The organism is Pseudomonas sp. P7548 (assembly GCF_013386585.1).
In the GTDB taxonomy this organism is placed as follows: Bacteria; Pseudomonadota; Gammaproteobacteria; order Pseudomonadales; family Pseudomonadaceae; genus Aquipseudomonas.
This window is the reverse complement of sequence record NZ_JACARO010000056.1, coordinates 14,124-33,585: the sequence shown is the minus strand read 5'-3', so window position 1 is coordinate 33,585 and position 19,462 is coordinate 14,124. Positions and strand designations below refer to the sequence as shown.

Genomic DNA, 19,462 nt, shown 5'->3' with positions numbered 1-19,462 from the left:
TCAGGCGAGAGGCTTGCTCTCGTGTTCTGCTTCCAATGCAGCAGCGGCGGCTGCAGCGGCCTCGGCTTCCTTGCGACGACGACGCACTTCACGTGGGTCGTTCGGCGCACGGCCGTTTTCGGTCAGGGCGCTGGCCGGGGCGGCTTCGACCACAGGGGCTGCCACTTCGGCAACCACGGGGGCTTCAACCACCGGCGCAGGCTCAACCACCGGAGCCGGTTCAACCACTGGGGCTGGCTCGGCAATCACGACTTCGGCAACCGGTGCAGGCGCTTCTTCTACCACTTGGGCAGGAGCTGGCGCTTCGACCTGAGCAGCTGGCTCGGCAGTCCATTGGAAGGCGGTCTGTTCTTCGCGAACTTCGCGCACTTGCGGAGCTTCTTCCACAACCGGTGCTTCAACCGCGGCTTCAATCACTGGCTGTGGTTCAACGACCGGCGCAGGCTCAACTGCTGCCACTTCAACTTCTGGCAGGGTTTCTTGAACCGGGGCAACCTCCACTTCCGGAACAACTGGCGCTTCGATCGGGGTAGTGGCCTCGACAACCGGTGCTTCTACCACAGGGGCTTCAACCACTGGCGTTTCGACTACGGGTGCTTCAACCACGGGCGCTTCGGCTGCTGGAGCCTCGACGACAGGTGCTTCAACAGCAGCCGTTTCTTCAACGGCCGCAGTGGCGCGTTCAGCCTGCTCGTGAGCCTGGGCTTCAGCAGGTGCACTGATGACCGAGCTGGCAACGGCAGCAGTCACGGCCAGGCCGGCAGCCAGTTCGGCGCCTGTTGGCTCCTGGGTGGTGCCTTCAGCGTTCTCGCCGGCTTCTTCCGAGCCTTCGATCACGTTGCCGTTGGCATCACGCTGACGCTCACGACGGTTGCTGCGACGACGCTGGCCACGGGAGCGGCGGCGCGGACGATCGCCTTCGGCGCCTTCCTGACCGTCTTCCTGCACGTGCTCTTCGCCGGTCAGTACTTCTTCTTCGCTGGCGGCAGCGGCCTGTTCGGCACGTGGCTGGCGTTCTTCGCGCGGGGCGCGTGGTTGACGCTCTTCACGTGGCGCACGTTCTTCACGCGGCTGGCGAGCCGGACGTTCTTCAGCCACAACGGCAGCGCCGGCAACGGCTGGGGCCGCGTCCAGAGGCTCGCGCAGTTCACGCACGCGTTCTTCACGCTCGCCACGCGGCTTGCGATCTTCACGTGGCGCACGTGGCGTGCGTGGTGCACGCTCTTCACGCGGTGCACGTTCTTCACGGGCTACGGCCGGGGTGTCTTCACGGGCTTCGCGAGGTGCACGTTCTTCACGCGGTGCGCGCTCTTCACGTGGGGCACGCTCTTCGCGCGGCTTGCGTTCTTCGTCACGGCGACCGTTGCGGTTACGGCTCTGCTGGCGACCGTTGCGACGTTCTTCGTTGCGTGCCGGGCGCTCGGCGGCTGGTTTTTCAACCACAACCGGTGCAGCAGGCTCTTCCTTGGTGGCGAACAGGCTGACCAGCGACTTCACCAGGCCCTTGAACAGGCTCGGCTCAGGCAGGGCGGCCGGTGCGGCAACCGGGGCGGCGGCTTCGGTTGGCACTGGAGCGTTGGCACGGGCCGGTGCAGTCTTGACCGCCGCTTCCTGGCGAACCAGGGTGCGTGTCGCGGCGGCGGGCTGGACTTCTTCCACTTCGGCAGCGGCAGCGGCGATTTCGTAGCTGGACTGGTTGTTGTGGGCTTCCGGGCTGTCATCACGCAGGCGCTGCACTTCGAAGTGCGGCGTTTCGAGGTGATCGTTCGGCAGGATGACGATGCGGGCACGGGTGCGCAGTTCGATCTTGGTGATCGAGTTGCGTTTTTCGTTGAGCAGGAAGGCGGCAACCGGAATCGGCACTTGGGCGCGGACTTCAGCGGTGCGGTCTTTCAGGGCTTCTTCTTCGATCAGGCGCAGGATCGCCAGGGACAGCGATTCAACGTCACGGATGATGCCGGTGCCGTTGCAACGCGGGCAGACGATGCCGCTGCTCTCGCCCAGGGATGGACGCAGGCGCTGACGGGACATTTCCAGCAGGCCGAAGCGCGAGATGCGGCCGACTTGCACGCGGGCACGGTCGGCTTCCAGGCATTCGCGGACTTTCTCTTCCACGGCGCGCTGGTTCTTGGCTGGGGTCATGTCGATGAAGTCGATCACGATCAGGCCGCCGATGTCACGCAGGCGCAGCTGGCGGGCGATTTCTTCAGCCGCTTCCAGGTTGGTCTGCAGGGCGGTTTCTTCGATGTCGCTGCCTTTGGTCGCACGCGCCGAGTTGATGTCGATGGACACCAGGGCTTCGGTCGGGTCGATCACGATGGAGCCACCGGAAGGCAGTTCGACCACGCGCTGGAAGGCGGTCTCGATCTGGCTTTCGATCTGGAAACGGTTGAACAGCGGCACGCTGTCTTCGTACAGCTTGATCTTGCTGGCGTACTGCGGCATCACCTGGCGGATGAAGGTCAGGGCTTCGTCCTGGGCTTCAACGCTGTCGATCAGCACTTCGCCGATGTCCTGGCGCAGGTAATCGCGGATGGCGCGGATGATGACGTTGCTTTCCTGATAGATCAGGAACGGCGCGGAGCGGTCCAGGGACGCTTCCTTGATGGCGGTCCACAGTTGCAGCAGGTAGTCGAGGTCCCACTGCATTTCTTCGCTGCTGCGGCCAAGGCCCGCAGTGCGCACGATCAGGCCCATGTCGGCCGGTGCGATCAGGCCGTTCAGCGCTTCACGCAGTTCGTTGCGCTCTTCGCCTTCGATGCGACGGGAAATGCCGCCGGCACGTGGGTTGTTCGGCATCAGGACCAGGTAACGGCCCGCCAGGCTGATGAAGGTGGTCAGGGCGGCGCCCTTGTTGCCACGCTCTTCTTTTTCGACCTGGACGATGACTTCCTGGCCTTCGCTCAGGACGTCCTTGATGTTCACGCGGCCTTCAGGGGCTTTCTTGAAGTATTCGCGGGAGATTTCTTTGAGGGGCAGGAAGCCGTGGCGCTCGGAGCCGAAATCGACAAAGGCAGCCTCAAGGCTTGGTTCGATGCGAGTAATACGGCCTTTATAGATGTTGGCCTTCTTTTGCTCGCGTGCACCGGATTCGATGTCCAGGTCGTAGAGGCGTTGGCCATCTACCAGTGCAACACGCAACTCTTCGGGTTGAGTTGCGTTAATCAGCATTCTTTTCATGTTGTACCGTCGGTTTCCGGGCTGCCGGAAACGGCGTTCGGCACACACGACTTCTCACGGTCGGTGTCAGGTGCGTCAAGAGTGGTTGGCCACTCCAGTGTCCAGCGACATCTGCCCAGAGGGGGCAAAGGCGCGACGGACGCGTCCTGCTTGTCTGCTGCGGCGCCACAGGCGCCACTTCAACAAAAGCTAAGGTCAGGAGGAGGAATCAACCGGCGACTGTGGACGAGATGAAGCGTCTAAATATAAGCCTAGTGCTACACGGTCCGACGGTTGTGCATCTCCACCCTACACGTATCCCTGATAATTCGGGTGCTGCCGCGCGCAGAATCCGCAGCGGGTTGGCATTTACCGTGTTCTCCAATGGGGAGTCCACGCTCATGGCTAAACAAGACTAGGTGTGGGCGACTGCGCTCTCACTCAGCTCTTAACAGGCGTTGTTTCCGAAGCATTCGCCGTGGTCTGGCTCAAGACTGACTGCACTTTGTGAACTGGCCGTAAATATCGGCGCAGAACGCGAGTTTTCACTCTGCGTGTCGCGCTCGCTTCAGGCCTCATGTCACCTGCGCTTGTTACAATCTAGAGCCTTCCAGGGTGGCGAAAGCCCCGTAGGACGGCCTCGCGTCCTGATGAATTGCGATGGTCAGGGCCGGCAGTTTGCCGCATGTCCTCTGGCCAGGCCGCTTTTGGCGGCGTTCGCGACTATAGCAGCAATGATTAAGTGCTTCAATTCCATAAAAAATTGTTATCATCGCCGCCATGACGACTCCCGACCCCCAGACCCCCAGCGTTCAGCTGCTTGAGGTCTCGCCGGAATATGCCGGCCAACGCATCGACAATTTTCTCCTGGCCAGGCTCAAAGGCGTGCCCAAGACCTTGATTTACCGCATCTTGCGTAAAGGTGAAGTGCGTGTGAACAAGGGCCGGATCAAGCCCGAGTACAAGTTGCAGGCGGGCGATATCGTCCGTGTGCCACCGGTTCGCGTGCCGGAACGCGACGAGCCTGTGCCGCTGGCCCAGGGCCTGCTGCAACGCCTGGAAGCCTCGATTGTCTTCGAAGACAACAAGCTGATCGTGATCAACAAGCCTTGCGGCATTGCGGTTCACGGCGGCAGCGGCTTGAACTTCGGCGTGATCGAGGCCTTCCGCCAGTTGCGCCCGGACGCCAAGGAGCTGGAGCTGGTCCATCGCCTGGACCGCGACACTTCCGGCCTGCTGATGATTGCCAAGAAGCGCAGCATGTTGCGTCACCTGCACACCGCCCTGCGGGGCGATGGCGTGGACAAGCGCTACATGGCGCTGGTGCGTGGCCACTGGGCCAGCTCGATCAAGAGCGTGCGCGCGCCGTTGCAGAAGAGCAACCTGCGTTCCGGCGAGCGCATGGTGGAAGTGGACGAGGAGGGCAAAGAAGCCCTGACCCTGTTCAAGGTGCTGCGCCGTTTCGGTGACTTCGCCACCCTGGTCGAGGCCAAGCCGGTGACCGGGCGTACCCACCAGATCCGCGTGCACACCCTGCATGCGGGCCACTGCATCGCCGGCGATACCAAATACGGCGACGAGGATTTCTCCAAGGAAATCCGCGACCTGGGCGGCAAGCGCCTGTTCCTGCATGCCTACATGCTCACCGTGCCGCTGCCCGATGGTGGCGAATTGAAGCTGCAGGCGCCGGTCGATGAAATGTGGGCCAAGACCGTGGAGCGTTTGAGTGTCGCACCTTGATTACAAGCTGCTGATTTTCGATTGGGACGGCACCCTGGCAGATTCCATTGGCCGCATTGTCGAGTCGATGCATGCGGCGTCGACCCGGTCCGGCTATGCGCTGTGCACCGATCACGCGGTCAAGGGCATCATTGGCCTGGGGCTGCCCGAGGCGATTCGCACCTTATATCCCGAGATCAGCGACGCTGAACTGGTCACGTTCCGTGATCACTACGCCGATCACTACATCGCCCTGGAAGCCACGCCTTCGCCGTTGTTTGATGGTGTGGTGCAGTCCATGGAGGCGTTCCGCACCGAGGGTTATCACCTGGCGGTCGCTACCGGCAAGGCCCGTCGCGGGCTGGACCGCGTGCTCAAGGCCCATGGCTGGGAGGATTATTTCGATATCACCCGTGCCGCCGATGAAACCGCCAGCAAACCTCACCCTCTGATGTTGGAGCAGATCCTGGCCCATTGCGGCGTGTCGCCACGCCAGGCATTGATGGTGGGGGATGCCTCCTTCGACCTGATGATGGCGCGCAACGCGGGCATGGACAGCGTGGCTGTCAGCTACGGCGCCCAGTCCGCCGAGGCGCTTCAGCAGTACGAACCGCGCCTGACGATCAATCATTTTTCCGAATTGCAGGCCTGGCTCAGCCGGGCCCGATAAGTCTTTGCTGGGGTTAATGGCATGAGTGACGAGTGGAAGGCGCCCGAAAAGGCTGAAAGCGGTGATGACAAAAGCTGGAAGCTGCTGGAGAAAACCCTCCTGGCCAGCGTTCAGGAGCAGCGTCGTTCGCGGCGTTGGGGGATCTTTTTCAAGTTGCTGACCTTTGTGTACCTGCTGGGGATGCTGGCATTGTTCAGTCCGCTGGTGGACATGGAGAAAAGCGCGGCTCGCAGCGCCAATTACACGGCACTGATCGAGGTGCGTGGCGTGATTGCCGACAAGGAGTCCGCCAGCGCCGACAATATCGTCAGCAGCCTGCGTGCCGCGTTTGAAGATTCCAAGGTCAAGGGCGTGATCCTGCGCATCAACAGCCCGGGCGGCAGTCCGGTGCAGTCGGGTTATGTGTATGACGAGATTCGTCGCCTGCGCGCCTTGCACCCGGACATCAAGCTGTATGCAGTGATTTCCGACCTGGGCGCCTCGGGTGCCTATTACATTGCCAGCGCCGCAGACCAGATCTATGCCGACAAGGCCAGCCTGGTGGGTTCCATTGGCGTCACGGCGGCCGGTTACGGGTTTGTCGGCACCATGGAGAAGCTGGGGGTGGAGCGTCGCACCTACACGTCGGGCGAGCACAAGTCGTTCCTCGATCCGTTCCAGCCGCAAAAGGCCGATGAAACCCAGTTCTGGCAGGGCGTGCTCGACACGACCCATCGTCAGTTCATCGCCAGCGTGAAGCAGGGGCGTGGGGATCGCTTGAAGGACAAGGATCATCCGGAACTGTTTTCCGGCTTGATATGGTCAGGCGAGCAGGCGTTGCCGCTGGGGCTGATCGATGGCCTGGGCAGTGCCAGCTCGGTGGCGCGGGATGTGATTGGCGAGAAAGAACTGGTGGATTTCACCGTTCAGGAATCGCCGTTTGATCGCTTCTCCAAGAAGCTGGGCGCCAGCGTGGCAGAGAAGCTTGCCTTGTATATGGGCTTCCAGGGCCCGACCCTGCGCTGATCTGACAGGCGCACCGATTCAACTGTAGGGGCCGGCTTGCCGGCGATGGCGGTGGTCCAGTCGACATTTATATTGGCTGATCCACTGCGATCGCTGGCAAGCCGGCTCCTACAGTTGTTTTTGGGGTGGGCTTAAGGGATTTGCACGCCTTCGATGAGTAGCATGTCCACTAGGCGGATAAGCGGCAGCCCGATCAGGCTGGTGGCATCTGGCCCCTCTGTGCTCTGAAACAAGCTCACGCCCAACCCCTCGGCCTTGAAACTGCCCGCGCAGTCATACGGCTGCTCGATTCGCAGGTAGCGCTCGATCCGTTCAGCGTCCAGCTCGCGCATGTGCACGGTAAAAGGCACGCAATCCACCTGGCAGCGCCCGGTCTGGGTGTTGAGCAGTGCCAGGCCGGTCAGGAAGCTGACCCGCTTGCCGCTCGCGGCCAATAGCTGATCCCGGGCGTTTTCAAAGGTATGCGGCTTTCCGATAATGCGGCCTTCCAACGCTGCCACTTGATCGGAGCCGATAATCAGGTGGCCTGGATGGCTGGCGGCGAGGGCGCGGGCTTTGTGTTCGGCCAGGCGTTTGACCAACTCCACGGCAGACTCATTTGCACGATGGCTTTCGTCGATATCCGGCGAGCTGCAGATGAACGGCAGGTGCAGGCGGCTCAGCAATTCCCGGCGATAAACCGAGCTGGATGCGAGTAATAAAGGCAGCATGGGCGTCTCCTCAAGGCAGCCGGGGATTCTAGCGGGGCGACCGGCTGACGCACAGGGCTGAATTTCCTTTGACATGGCCGGGTGCATCCCTATAATGCTGCGCCTATGTTGAATGACCCGATTCCACCTCACGTTGACCCGCGCAAATTGGCTGATCGTGGCACTTCCCTTCAAGGTGAGTTGCTGCTGGCCGATTTGGAGAGACTCTGCGACCCGCTTTCCGACACTGTCGGTACGGTGCAGGCCAAATTCGTTTTTGAACGAGATGAACGTAAGTCTGTGGTAATCCACAGCTTTATCGACACCGAAGTCAAAATGATTTGCCAGCGTTGTCTTGAGCTGGTCACCCTGCCGATCCATAGCGAATGCAGTTATGCTGTGGTGAAGGAGGGTGCGAATACCCAGTCGTTGCCGAAAGGTTATGACGTGCTGGAACTGGGCGAAGATCCTTTGGATCTGCATGCACTGATCGAGGAGGAGCTTCTGCTCGCCTTGCCCATTGTGCCTGCTCATCATCCGGAAGAATGCCAGCAGCCGGCGGGCCTCGATGACGAGCCCGAACCGAGCGAGGACGAGGTAACGCGGTCCAACCCGTTCAGTGTATTGGCGCAGTTAAAGCGTGACCCAAACGTTTAGGAGTTAATCAATTATGGCTGTTCAGCAGAACAAAAAATCCCGCTCCGCCCGTGACATGCGCCGTTCGCACGACGCTCTCGAGGCTAGCACCCTGTCCGTAGAAAAGACCACCGGTGAAGTTCACCTGCGTCACCACGTATCGCCAGAAGGCGTATACCGTGGCCGTAAAGTGATCGACAAGGGCGCTGACGAGTAATCACTTGTCTGCTCTAGTCATCGCGATTGACGCAATGGGCGGGGACTTCGGTCCCCGCAGCATTGTTCAGGCCTGCATTGCCAGCCTGTCTGCAACGCCCTCGCTGCACCTGACCCTCGTCGGTCAACCCTCCCTCCTTGAAGAATTGATTGCCAGCCATCCGGCGGTGGATCGCGCGCGCCTGACGATTACGCCGGCCAGCGAAACCATCGGCATGGATGAAAAGCCGGCGGCGGCCCTGCGTGGCAAGCCCGACTCTTCAATGCGGGTGGCGCTGGAGCTGCTGCGTGATGGCAAGGTGCAAGCCTGTGTCAGCGCGGGCAATACCGGCGCCTTGATGGCCTTGTCGCGGCATGTGCTCAAAACGTTGTCCGGCATTGATCGGCCTGCAATGGTGGCGGCGATTCCGACGCAAAAGGGCTATTGCCAGTTGCTGGACCTGGGGGCCAACGTCGATTGCAGTGCCGAGCACCTGTTCCAGTTCGCCGTAATGGGTTCGGTCGCCGCCGAGGCGCTGGGCGTGGCCCGGCCTCGTGTGGCCTTGCTGAATATCGGTACCGAAGACATCAAGGGCAATCAGCAGGTCAAGCTGGCTGCCACCTTGCTGCAAGGTGCGCGCGGCTTGAACTACGTCGGCTTTGTCGAGGGTGACGGTGTGTACCGGGGCGAGGCGGATGTGGTGGTGTGCGACGGGTTTGTCGGCAATATCCTGCTCAAGTCCAGCGAAGGCCTGGCGACCATGATCGCCACGCGCATTGAGGCATTGTTCAAACAAAATCTGGCCTCTCGTGTGGTGGGTGCCCTGGCGCTGCCATTGATGCGTCGCTTGCAAGCCGACTTGGCACCTGCGCGGCACAATGGGGCGAGTTTTCTTGGCTTGCAGGGCATTGTGGTAAAAAGCCACGGTTCGGCAGGTGTAGAGGGCTTTCAGAGTGCGATTGCGCGCGCCCTGATCGAGATCCAGGAAAACCTGCCGCAACGCTTGCACGGCCGTCTCGAGGACCTGTTGCCTTAGGCGAATCGGCCCGGGAGTGCTTAAATGTGACCGGCCAGTTCAATTGACCATCCAATCTGTCAGTTTCGTGCGCTCCCATCGTAGGAGTGCGCATTTTTGACGACCAGATCATTAGGGGCTTGTTACATGTCTACATCCCTCGCATTCGTCTTTCCAGGGCAGGGTTCGCAGTCCCTCGGCATGTTGGCCGAGCTGGGCGCGCAGTACCCGCTGATCCTGGACACCTTCAAGGAAGCTTCCGACGCTCTGGGTTACGACCTGTGGGCATTGACCCAGCAGGGACCGGAAGAGCGACTCAACCAAACCGACAAAACCCAACCGGCCATCCTGACCGCTTCGGTCGCCCTGTGGCGCCTGTGGCTGGCTGAAGGTGGTGCGCGCCCTGCATTCGTCGCCGGTCACAGCCTGGGCGAATACAGTGCCCTGGTGGCGGCGGGCAGCCTGACCCTCGGTGAGGCGGTCAAGCTGGTCGAGCGTCGCGGTCAACTGATGCAAGAAGCCGTTCCAGCCGGGCAGGGCGGCATGGCCGCTATCCTGGGCCTGGACGATGCTGTCGTGATCGAAGCCTGTGCCGAAGCGGCCCAGGGCGAAGTGGTCAGCGCGGTGAACTTCAACTCCCCGGGCCAGGTGGTGATCGCCGGTGCCAAGGCCGCCGTCGAGCGCGCCATCGAAGGCTGCAAGGCCCGTGGTGCCAAGCGTGCGCTGCCGTTGCCGGTGAGCGTACCGTCCCACTGCGAGCTGATGCGTCCGGCGGCCGAGCGTTTTGCCGAGTCCATCGCTGCCATCAACTGGCAGGCGCCGCAGATCCCGCTGGTGCAGAACGTCAGCGCGGCCGTTGCCGCCGACCTCGACACGCTCAAGCGCGACCTGCTGGAACAACTCTACAAGCCCGTACGCTGGGTCGAATCCGTCCAGACCCTGGCAGCCAATGGCGCCACTGAACTGGTTGAGTGCGGTCCGGGCAAAGTCCTGGCCGGCCTGAACAAGCGTTGCGCCGATGGCGTGTCGACTGCCAACCTCAATACCCCGGATGCCTTCGCTGCCGCCCGCGCGGCACTGGCCTGAATCCCCGAACTTAGGAGAAGCCTGCATGAGTCTGCAAGGTAAAGTTGCACTGGTTACCGGCGCAAGCCGTGGCATTGGCCAGGCGATCGCCCTGGAACTGGGCCGTCAGGGTGCCGTTGTGATCGGTACCGCTACATCCGCCTCGGGCGCCGAGCGTATCGCCGCGACCCTGAAGGAAAACGGCGTGCAAGGCACCGGCCTTGAACTGAACGTGACCAGCGACGAGTCTGTGGCTGCCGTACTGGCCGAGATCACCGCACAGTTCGGCGCGCCGGCGATTCTGGTGAATAACGCCGGTATCACCCGCGACAACCTGATGATGCGCATGAAAGACGACGAGTGGTACGACGTGGTCGATACCAACTTGAACAGTCTGTTTCGCCTGTCCAAGGGGGTTTTGCGCGGCATGACCAAGGCGCGTTGGGGTCGAATTATCAATATTGGCTCTGTAGTGGGTGCCATGGGCAACGCAGGCCAAGTAAACTACGCAGCCGCCAAGGCCGGTCTGGAAGGTTTCAGCCGTGCACTGGCGCGTGAAGTCGGTTCGCGGTCGATTACGGTCAACTCGGTGGCCCCAGGGTTCATCGACACCGATATGACCCGTGAACTGCCGGAAGCACAGCGTGAAGCCTTGCTGACGCAGATTCCGCTGGGTCGTCTGGGCCAGGCTCAAGAGATCGCGAATGTGGTCACTTTCCTGGCGTCCGACGGTGCGGCATACGTGACTGGGGCTACAATCCCGGTTAACGGCGGGATGTACATGAGTTAAATTGTGACGGATCGCTTCAAAAAAATGTCATACGAGCTGTCTAAAATCCGTTATAAAGCTGCAACTTAATTTATAGGCAGGTGGCCAACCGGGTACAGGGTGAAGCTTTCAGTTGAAAAGCTGAAATGGCTTTCTATACACTTACCCACTGGCCAGCTGCCTGAATTTGTCCATTAGGAGTGAAAACAAGGTATGAGCACCATCGAAGAGCGCGTCAAGAAAATCGTTGCCGAGCAACTGGGCGTTAAAGAAGAAGAAGTGACCAACTCCGCTTCCTTCGTTGAAGACCTGGGTGCCGACTCCCTTGACACCGTTGAGCTGGTGATGGCTCTGGAAGAGGAATTCGAGACCGAAATCCCGGACGAAGAAGCTGAAAAAATCACTACTGTTCAAGCTGCTATCGACTACGTTACTGCCCACCAGGCGTAATAGTTTTTAGTCGTCGCTTGCTGTTGGGAAAAACCGCACTGCTGTTACAGCGTGCGGTTTTTTCTTTAGCTCTATAGCAAAGTGTCGTCATTAGAAAAAGGAGAGTGCTGTGTCGCGTAGACGCGTCGTAGTCACCGGTATGGGTATGTTGTCGCCACTGGGTACGGATGTGCCGAGCAGTTGGCAGGGCATTCTGGCTGGCCACAGTGGTATTGGTCTGATTGAACACACGGACCTTTCTGCCTATTCCACCCGTTTTGGCGGCTCGGTAAAGGGTTTCAATGTCGAGGAATATCTCTCGGTCAAGGAATCCCGCAAACTCGACCTGTTCATTCAATACGGCCTGGCAGCCGGTTTTCAGGCGGTGCGCAATGCCGGCCTGGAAGTCACCGACGCCAACCGTGACCGCATCGGCGTGGCCATGGGTTCGGGTATTGGCGGCCTGACCAATATCGAAGAAACCAGTCGCACGCTGCATGATTCCGGCCCCCGTCGAATTTCACCGTTCTTCGTACCGGGCTCGATCATCAACATGATTTCCGGTTTCCTGTCGATCCACTTGGGCGCACAGGGGCCTAACTACGCCATTGCCACGGCATGTACCACGGGTACGCACTGCATCGGCATGGCGGCGCGCAACATCGCCTACGACGAGGCCGACGTGATGATCGCCGGTGGCGCCGAGATGGCGGCCTGCGGCCTGGGCATGGGTGGCTTCGGTGCATCCCGTGCATTGTCGACCCGCAACGACGAACCGACCCGCGCCAGCCGCCCCTGGGACAAAGGCCGTGACGGTTTCGTCTTGTCCGACGGCGCCGGCGCCCTGGTACTCGAAGAGCTGGAGCACGCCAAGGCGCGTGGTGCCACGATCTACGCCGAGCTGATCGGCTTTGGCATGAGCGGTGACGCCTACCACATGACCTCGCCACCGTCCGACGGTGCCGGCGCGGCGCGTTGCATCTCCAACGCCTTGCGCGATGCGAAGGTCAACGCCAACCAGGTTCAGTACATCAACGCCCATGGCACCTCGACCCCAACGGGCGACCTGGCGGAAGCCGAGGCCATCAAGTCGGTGTTCGGTGAGCATGCCTACAAGCTGGCGGTCAGCTCCACCAAGTCCATGACCGGTCACCTGTTGGGTGCGGCGGGCGCGGTCGAGGCGATCTTCAGTGTCATGGCCATCAAGGATCAGGTCGCTCCGCCGACCATCAACCTTGATGAGCCGGATGAAGGCTGCGACCTGAACTTCGTGCCGCACGAAGCCCAGCCAATGCCAATCGACGTGGTGTTGTCCAACTCGTTCGGCTTTGGTGGCACCAACGGTTCCCTGGTGTTCCGCCGGTTCGCCGAGTGATGCACAGCTGGGTCGACGGTCAGCCAGCGGACAGCGTGCCCCTGAAAGATCGTGGCCTGGCATACGGTGATGGTCTGTTCGAGACCATTGCCGTCAAGGCCGGGCAGCCTGTGCTGCTCGACCGCCACCTGCATCGCCTCGAAGAAGGATGCAGGCGGCTTGCCTTCACTGCGGATCACGGGTTGATCCGCAGTGAAGTGCTGGCCTACGCCGCAACCCTGGGCAGCGGTGTACTCAAGCTGATCCTCACCCGTGGCGACAGCCAGCGCGGGTATGGCGCCAACCCTGGCGCACCAGTGCGCCGCATTTTGCAGGGCAGTCCGCCCGCAACCTATCCCCCTGCCCACGGAGCCGACGGCATCCGCCTGTTTCCGTGCGCGACCCGCTTGGCCGAACAGCCCCTGCTGGCCGGTCTCAAGCACCTCAACCGCCTGGAGCAGGTGATCGCCCGCGCCGAATGGCAGGACGCCGAGCATGCCGAAGGCTTGATGCTGGATAGGTCCGATCGTGTCATTGAAGGCGTGTTCAGCAACCTGTTCCTGGTGCGCAACGGCTTGTTACTAACCGCTGATCTGACGCGTTGCGGCGTGGCTGGCGTGATGCGCGCCGAGATTCTGGCCCAGGCACATGCCCTGGGAGTCCCCGTGGCCGTGGCCGACATCAGCCTGGAGCAGTTGCAGCAGGCGGATGAAGTGTTCATGTGCAACAGCGTTTATGGCATTTGGCCGGTGCGCGAGTGCGCTGCGATGAGCTGGTCGGTTGGGCCGCTCACCCGTAAACTGCAGGGCATTGTTCGCGCGCTATTGGATATTTGAGTTGATACGAAAACTGGTTTTACTGCTGCAGATCGGCCTGGTCTCGGCGGGCTTGCTGCTGGGCTTTTCGGCCTGGAAGCTTGACTCTGCCTTGAAGCAGCCCTTGAACCTGCCCCAGGAACAATTGCTCGATGTACCGGCAGGGGCCACCCCAACCGGCACGTTCAATCGCCTTGAAGCCGATGGCGTGCTCGATGATGCGTTCTGGCTGCGCCTGTACTGGCGTTTCAACCTCGATGGCCAGCCATTGCACAGTGGCGAATACCGCATGACGCCGGGCCTCACCGCCCAAGGCCTGATCGGCCTGTGGCAGCGCGGCGAAGTGGTGCAATACAGCCTTACCCTGGTGGAAGGCTGGAACTTCCGCCAGGTGCGTTCGGCGTTGGCCAAGCATGAAAAGATCGTGCAAACCCTCTCGGGCCTGACGGACAGCGAAGTGATGGACAAGCTGGGTCACCCCGGCGTATTCCCCGAAGGGCGATTCTTCCCCGACACTTACCGCTTTGTGCGCGGCATGACCGATGTCGAGTTCCTGAAAAAAGCCTACAACCGCCTCGACGATGTGCTCGCCCAAGAGTGGAGCAAGCGCGCTGCCGATGCGCCGTACACCGACCCTTACCAAGCCCTGATCATGGCCTCCCTGGTCGAGAAAGAAACCGGCGTGCCCGAAGAGCGCGGGCAGATTGCCGGGGTGTTTGTGCGACGCATGAAGATCGGCATGCTGCTGCAGACCGACCCGACCGTGATCTACGGCCTGGGTGAGCGCTACAACGGCAAGTTGACCCGCGCTCACCTGAAGGAAGCCAACCCCTACAACACCTACATGGTGGCCGGCCTGCCGCCGACACCCATTGCCATGGTCGGTCGCGAGGCTATCCATGCGGCGCTGAACCCGGTGCCAGGCAGCAGCCTGTATTTTGTTGCCCGTGGCGATGGCAGCCATATTTTTTCTGACGACCTGGATGCGCATAATGCCGCTGTGCGCGAGTTCCAGCTCAAGCGCCGCGCCGACTACCGCTCCAGCCCTGCACCCGTAGTGAAGCCTGCGCAAGACGCAACGCCAGCGGCCGATGCGCCAGCGCAAGCGCCGGTAGAAACGCCGGCCGATCCTGCGCCGGATACGGCCGCGCCGCAAAGCCCGCAATAATTCTGACTAAGGACTGCCTGTGACTGGCTTGTTTATGACCCTGGAAGGCCCGGAAGGCGCCGGCAAAAGCACCAACCGCGATTACCTCGCCGAGCGCTTGCGCGCCGAAGGAATCGAAGTGGTGTTGACCCGCGAGCCCGGCGGCACGCCGCTGGCCGAGCGTATCCGCGAGGTGCTGCTGGCGCCGGGTGAAGAGCAGATGAACCCGGACACCGAGTTGCTGCTGGTGTTCGCAGCCCGTGCCCAGCACCTGGCCGAGGTGATTCGCCCAGCCCTGGCGCGGGGTGCCGTGGTGATCTGCGACCGCTTCACCGATTCCACCTATGCCTACCAGGGCGGTGGACGGGGCCTGTCCCTGGAGCGCATCGCCACGCTCGAAACCTTCGTTCAAGGCGACCTGCGCCCTGACCTGACCCTGGTCTTCGACTTGCCGGTTGAAGTCGGCCTGGCCCGCGCCAGCGCCCGGGGTCGCCTGGACCGCTTCGAGCTCGAAGGCCAGGCTTTCTTCGACGCAGTACGCACCGCGTTCCTCAAACGTGCCGCGGCCGAGCCTGCGCGCTACTACCTGCTGGATGCCGCCCAACCGCTGGCCCAGGTGCAGCACGCCATCGATGCCCTGTTGCCCACCCTGCTGGAGCGTGCCCGTGGCTGAAGCCTACCCGTGGCAGGAAGGCCTCTGGCAGCAATTGGCCGGCCGTGCCCAGCACGCCCATGCCTACTTGCTGCATGGCCCCATCGGTATTGGCAAGCGCGACCTGGCCGAACGCCTGATGGCCAGCCTGCTGTGCCAGAAACCGGTCAACCTGGAAGCCTGCGGCGAGTGCAAGTCGTGCCTGCTGCTCAAGGCCGGCAGCCACCCGGACAACTACCTGCTGGAGCCTGAAGAGGCCGACAAGGCGATCAAGGTCGATCAGGTACGTGATCTCGTCAGTTTCGTGGTGCAGACCGCACAGATGGGCGGGCGCAAGGTCGTGCTGATCGAGCCGGTGGAGGCAATGAACATCAACGCCGCCAATGCCCTGCTCAAGAGTCTGGAAGAACCGTCCGGCGATACCGTGTTGCTGCTGGTCAGTCACCAATCCAGCCGTTTGCTGCCGACGATCCGCAGCCGTTGCGTGCAGCAGGCGTGCCCGCTGCCTAGCCAGGCCATGAGCTTGCAGTGGCTGGCGAAGGCGTTGCCGGACTGTTCCGAAGATGAACGTGTCGAGCTGTTGACCCTGGCCGCAGGTTCGCCGCTGGCTGCCGTGAAGCTTCAGGCCCAAGGTGTGCGTGAACAGCGTGCCCTGGTGGTGGACGGCGTCAAGAAGCTGCTCAAGCAGGAACAGTCCGCGACCCAACTGGCCGAAGGCGCCTGGAAGGACATCCCGTTGTTGCTGCTGTTCGACTGGTTCTGCGACTGGTCAAGCCTGATCCTGCGCTACCAGTTGACCCAGGACGAAAGCGGGCTGGGCCTGCCGGACATGCGCAAGGTCGTGCAGTACCTGGCGCAGAAGAGCGCCCAGGACAAGGTGCTGGCCATCCAGGACTGGATCCTCGCCCAGCGCCAGAAAGTCCTGGGCAAGGCCAACCTCAACCGCGTGCTGTTGCTTGAAGCGCTGTTGGTACAATGGGTCGGGCTGCTCGGCCGCCGTTAATTTCCGTGGCCGACGGGTGTATTGTCGGTCAGACCTTTTCCGTGAACCAAGTTGTCTTTTTCCTATGCTCGTAGATTCCCATTGCCACCTTGACCGCCTCGACCTTGCCCAGCACGCCGGCTCCCTTGACGCAGCCCTTGAAGCGGCGCGCGGTCGTGGAGTAGGGCACTTCCTGTGCATCGGCGTGAGCGCCGAGAACGCCGCCGACGTCAAGGCCCTGGCCGAGCGTTATGCCGATGTGGATTGCTCGGTGGGTATCCACCCGCTGGACCTCAAGCCTGGCGAAGCCCCGGCCCTCGACTGGTTGCTGGCTGAGCTCAACCACCCGCGCGTGGTGGCTATCGGGGAAACCGGCCTGGACTACCACTACGAACCCGAAGCCGCCGAGTTGCAGCAGGCGTCTTTCCGCCTGCACCTGCAAGCCGCCCAGCAGACCGGCAAGCCGGTCATCGTGCATACCCGTGGCGCCCGCGTTGATACCCTGGCATTGCTGCGCGAAGCCGCGTTGCCCCAGGCCGGCGTGCTGCATTGCTTCACTGAGGATTGGGAGATGGCCAAGGCGGCCCTGGACCTGGGGTTCTACATTTCGCTGTCGGGGATCGTCACCTTTCGCAATGCCGATGCCCTGCGTGATGTGGCGCGCCAAGTGCCGGCCGACCGTTTGCTGGTCGAAACCGATTCGCCGTACCTGGCGCCGATCCCCCATCGCGGCAAACCGAACCTGCCGGAATACGTACGTGACGTGGCCGATTATCTGGCAATGCTGCGGGGTGAGTCCTACGAGCGCTTCGCCGAACAGACCACCGAGAACTTCAAGCGCCTGTTCCCGCTGGCGCATGTTGTCGGCTGACGAGGCCAAATCGCAGGCAAAAAAAACCCGGGTTCTGGGGGGTGAATCCGGGCTAAGACCATTAGGAGTAAAACAAGGGCACACAGTCCGTCGGTACCCAGGTCGACGCGTCACTTGGGGGAGATGCCACGCCGACAATTGAAGTATTGATCAGTATCCCATTCAGTCCAGTCGCATCTGATCGTTTTTTAAACAGATTTGGAATACGCGCGCTTCGCTTGAGTTCTCATCAAGCCAGTGCACAGGTGTATATATTGCGTATTGTTTCTGACTGATAACGATGAAATCGTTGGCACATTGAAAGTTAAGTGCATAACGGGTTCACATAGACATTGCCCAACGACTGTTCAGTCGGGATAATCCCTCGCACTGGGTAAATCGTATCGCCACGTATCCGTGGCCCTGCGCAGCCCTCCCACATTGACCTCTGCAGACCTCTTCCTCATGCAAAAAGAACCCCGTAAGGTCCGTGAGTTTCGCCGCCGTGAGCAGGAAATTCTCGACACAGCACTCAAGCTGTTCCTCGAACAAGGTGAAGACAGCGTCACCGTCGAGATGATTGCGGATGCCGTGGGTATCGGCAAAGGCACGATCTACAAGCACTTCAAATCCAAGGCCGAAATTTACCTGCGCCTGATGCTCGACTACGAGCGTGATTTGAACGAGCTGTTGCATTCGGCCGATGTCGACAAGGACAAGGAAGCCCTGTCCCGGGCCTATTTCGAGTTCCGCATGCGCGACCCGCAGCGCTACCGCCTGTTCGACCGCCTGGAAGAGAAGGTGGTCAAGGGCCACCAGGTGCCGGAGATGGTCGAGGAGTTGCACAAGATCCGTGCCTCGAACTTCGAACGCCTGACCTTGCTGATCAAAGGCCGAATCACCGAAGGCAAGCTTGAAGACGTGCCACCGTATTTCCACTACTGCGCCGCATGGGCGCTGGTGCATGGCGCCGTGGCGCTGTACCACTCGCCGTTCTGGAGCAATGTGCTGGAAGATCAGGAAGGTTTCTTCCAATTCCTGATGGACATCGGCGTGCGCATGGGCAACAAGCGCAAGCACAGCGCTGATCTGCCAAACCCGGATTCCAAGGGCGGCGAAACCCCTGCTGTATAAGTCATTCGCCACAGTGATGGCCTAATGATTTACTGCCAGGCGCAGTGTCCCAGGAATATACTCAGGCAAGGATCTTGCTAAAAGCTGATTTATGAGTCAGTTTTTAGCGCGCCCCCATTATCCTCTGCCGGAGTGATCCATGATCGTTGATCGTCAAGGCAGGCGTTTTCGCAATTTGCGAATCAGCCTGACCTCAGCCTGCAATTACGCGTGTACCTACTGCGTGCCTAACGGCAAGCGGCTGGTGGCTGCCCAGGACGAACTCTCGGCCGAGGCCATGGCCCGTGGCGTGGCTTACCTGATCGAAGCGGCGGGCATCGACCGCCTGCGCATCACCGGGGGCGAGCCACTGGTCAGTCCCAAGCTGGAAGCCTTTATGGGCGCGGTGGGGCAGATGGGGCTCAGTGATATCAGCCTGACCACCAATGGCCAGCTCCTGGCGCGCAAGTTGCCGCTGCTGGTGGAGGCGGGTATCCGGCGCATCAACGTTTCCCTCGACACCCTCGACGCGGACGCTTTCCGCAGCATCGCCCGGGGCGGCGACCTCGCCACCGTGCTCGACGGTATGGACCAGGCCAGCGCTGCCGGCCTCAAGATCAAAGTAAACATGGTGCCGTTGCGCGGGCAGAACCTTGACCAGGTCATGCCGTTGCTCGACTACTGCCTGGCGCGCGGTTACGAGTTGCGCTTCATCGAGCTGATGCGCATGGGCCACTTGGCCAAGGACTCCAACGCGTTCCTGCAGCAGTTTGTCAGCTTGCAGCAATTGCTCAGCTTGATCGGCGAACACCACGAATACCTGCAAGCCAACGCCCCGGTGGACGCCACCGCCGTGCGTTACGAGGTCCCGGGTAAAGGCTTCTTCGGCGTGATCGCCAATGAAAGTGTACCGTTTTGCCGGACCTGTTCACGGCTGCGGCTGTCCTCCACCGGCTGGCTGCATGGCTGCCTGTCGTCGAGTAACCGTCACTACATCGGCGACTTGCTGGACAAGCCCCGCCACCAGGCGCTTCCAGCACTGCAAGGTTTGCTGATGAAGGCCCTGGGCGACAAGCAGGAAGTCGCCTTCTCTGGCGGTGCCACCATCATGAAGATCATCGGCGGCTGACCCCATCCCTTGTAGGCGCTGGCTTGTATGGGAGCTGGCTTGCCTGCGATTGCATCAACTCGGTGTGA

The 19,462-nt window shown here is 61.2% G+C and carries 19 protein-coding genes; 17 read left to right on the top strand and 2 right to left on the bottom strand.

Annotated features, from left to right (window positions below; translation table 11 throughout):
• Nucleotides 1-3,180: a ribonuclease E gene (rne, locus tag HX803_RS22105; protein ID WP_372339938.1), complete on the bottom strand. Its 3,180-nt coding sequence runs from the start codon at nt 3,178-3,180 to the stop codon at nt 1-3.
• A 759-nt stretch (nt 3,181-3,939) separates the two neighbouring features.
• On the opposite strand from rne, the gene rluC reads away from it, so the two are divergent.
• The 3 genes from rluC to HX803_RS22090 are packed head-to-tail and all read left to right on the top strand — an operon-like array spanning nt 3,940 to nt 6,553.
• On the top strand, nt 3,940-4,899 hold the full coding sequence (gene rluC, locus HX803_RS22100; protein WP_178923490.1) for a 23S rRNA pseudouridine(955/2504/2580) synthase RluC: 960 nt from the start codon (nt 3,940-3,942) through the stop codon (nt 4,897-4,899).
• Nucleotides 4,886-5,548 carry an HAD-IA family hydrolase gene (locus tag HX803_RS22095; protein ID WP_178923488.1) on the top strand — a complete coding sequence of 221 codons (663 nt, stop codon included), beginning with the start codon at nt 4,886-4,888 and terminating at the stop codon, nt 5,546-5,548. The genes rluC and HX803_RS22095 overlap by 14 nt, the downstream gene beginning before the upstream one ends.
• Before the next feature lie 21 nt (nt 5,549-5,569).
• The gene (locus HX803_RS22090; protein WP_178923486.1) at nt 5,570-6,553 is read left to right on the top strand and encodes a S49 family peptidase; all 984 of its coding nucleotides are present in this window, start codon (nt 5,570-5,572) and stop codon (nt 6,551-6,553) included.
• A gap of 131 nt (nt 6,554-6,684) precedes the next feature.
• Here HX803_RS22090 and HX803_RS22085 read toward each other — a convergent pair whose 3' ends face one another.
• The gene (locus tag HX803_RS22085; protein ID WP_178923484.1) at nt 6,685-7,263 is read right to left on the bottom strand and encodes a nucleoside triphosphate pyrophosphatase; all 579 of its coding nucleotides are present in this window, start codon (nt 7,261-7,263) and stop codon (nt 6,685-6,687) included.
• 105 nt (nt 7,264-7,368) lie between these two features.
• Between HX803_RS22085 and HX803_RS22080 the strand changes: the two genes are divergently transcribed.
• The 14 genes from HX803_RS22080 to HX803_RS22015 all read left to right on the top strand — a co-directional run bounded on the left by HX803_RS22080 (nt 7,369) and on the right by HX803_RS22015 (nt 19,394).
• Nucleotides 7,369-7,899, top strand: a complete 531-nt coding sequence (locus HX803_RS22080; protein ID WP_178923482.1) for a YceD family protein — start codon at nt 7,369-7,371, stop codon at nt 7,897-7,899.
• Nucleotides 7,900-7,912: 13 nt separating this feature from the next.
• Nucleotides 7,913-8,095: a 50S ribosomal protein L32 gene (rpmF, locus tag HX803_RS22075; RefSeq protein WP_003179396.1), complete on the top strand. Its 183-nt coding sequence runs from the start codon at nt 7,913-7,915 to the stop codon at nt 8,093-8,095.
• Between the two features lie 4 nt (nt 8,096-8,099).
• The gene (plsX, locus tag HX803_RS22070) at nt 8,100-9,110 is read left to right on the top strand and encodes a phosphate acyltransferase PlsX (protein WP_178923480.1); all 1,011 of its coding nucleotides are present in this window, start codon (nt 8,100-8,102) and stop codon (nt 9,108-9,110) included.
• 126 nt (nt 9,111-9,236) lie between these two features.
• Nucleotides 9,237-10,175 (top strand): ACP S-malonyltransferase, encoded by a 939-nt coding sequence (fabD, locus tag HX803_RS22065; protein ID WP_178923478.1) that lies wholly within the window; start codon nt 9,237-9,239, stop codon nt 10,173-10,175.
• A 25-nt stretch (nt 10,176-10,200) separates the two neighbouring features.
• Nucleotides 10,201-10,944: a 3-oxoacyl-ACP reductase FabG gene (gene fabG, locus HX803_RS22060; RefSeq protein WP_015885432.1), complete on the top strand. Its 744-nt coding sequence runs from the start codon at nt 10,201-10,203 to the stop codon at nt 10,942-10,944.
• A gap of 192 nt (nt 10,945-11,136) precedes the next feature.
• Nucleotides 11,137-11,373, top strand: a complete 237-nt coding sequence (gene acpP, locus HX803_RS22055) for an acyl carrier protein (RefSeq protein ID WP_016973676.1) — start codon at nt 11,137-11,139, stop codon at nt 11,371-11,373.
• Between the two features lie 109 nt (nt 11,374-11,482).
• A complete protein-coding gene (fabF, locus tag HX803_RS22050; RefSeq protein WP_176997924.1) occupies nt 11,483-12,727 on the top strand; it encodes a beta-ketoacyl-ACP synthase II in 1,245 nt (414 codons plus the stop codon).
• The gene (gene pabC, locus HX803_RS22045; RefSeq protein ID WP_178923476.1) at nt 12,727-13,542 is read left to right on the top strand and encodes an aminodeoxychorismate lyase; all 816 of its coding nucleotides are present in this window, start codon (nt 12,727-12,729) and stop codon (nt 13,540-13,542) included. The genes fabF and pabC overlap by 1 nt, the downstream gene beginning before the upstream one ends.
• A 1-nt stretch (nt 13,543) precedes the next feature.
• Entirely contained in the window at nt 13,544-14,689 is a 1,146-nt protein-coding gene (gene mltG, locus HX803_RS22040) for an endolytic transglycosylase MltG (RefSeq protein WP_178923474.1), read from the top strand.
• 19 nt (nt 14,690-14,708) lie between these two features.
• Nucleotides 14,709-15,341, top strand: coding sequence for a dTMP kinase (tmk, locus tag HX803_RS22035; protein WP_178923472.1), 633 nt, complete (start codon nt 14,709-14,711; stop codon nt 15,339-15,341).
• Complete coding sequence (locus HX803_RS22030) at nt 15,334-16,323, top strand: DNA polymerase III subunit delta' (RefSeq protein WP_178923470.1); 990 nt, start codon at nt 15,334-15,336, stop codon at nt 16,321-16,323. The genes tmk and HX803_RS22030 overlap by 8 nt, the downstream gene beginning before the upstream one ends.
• 64 nt (nt 16,324-16,387) lie before the next feature.
• The gene (locus HX803_RS22025; RefSeq protein ID WP_178923468.1) at nt 16,388-17,173 is read left to right on the top strand and encodes a TatD family hydrolase; all 786 of its coding nucleotides are present in this window, start codon (nt 16,388-16,390) and stop codon (nt 17,171-17,173) included.
• A 444-nt stretch (nt 17,174-17,617) separates the two neighbouring features.
• Nucleotides 17,618-18,286 carry a TetR/AcrR family transcriptional regulator gene (locus tag HX803_RS22020; RefSeq protein ID WP_178923466.1) on the top strand — a complete coding sequence of 223 codons (669 nt, stop codon included), beginning with the start codon at nt 17,618-17,620 and terminating at the stop codon, nt 18,284-18,286.
• 139 nt (nt 18,287-18,425) lie between these two features.
• Entirely contained in the window at nt 18,426-19,394 is a 969-nt protein-coding gene (locus tag HX803_RS22015; RefSeq protein WP_178923464.1) for a GTP 3',8-cyclase MoaA, read from the top strand.
• The last annotated feature ends 68 nt before the right edge of the window (nt 19,395-19,462 follow it).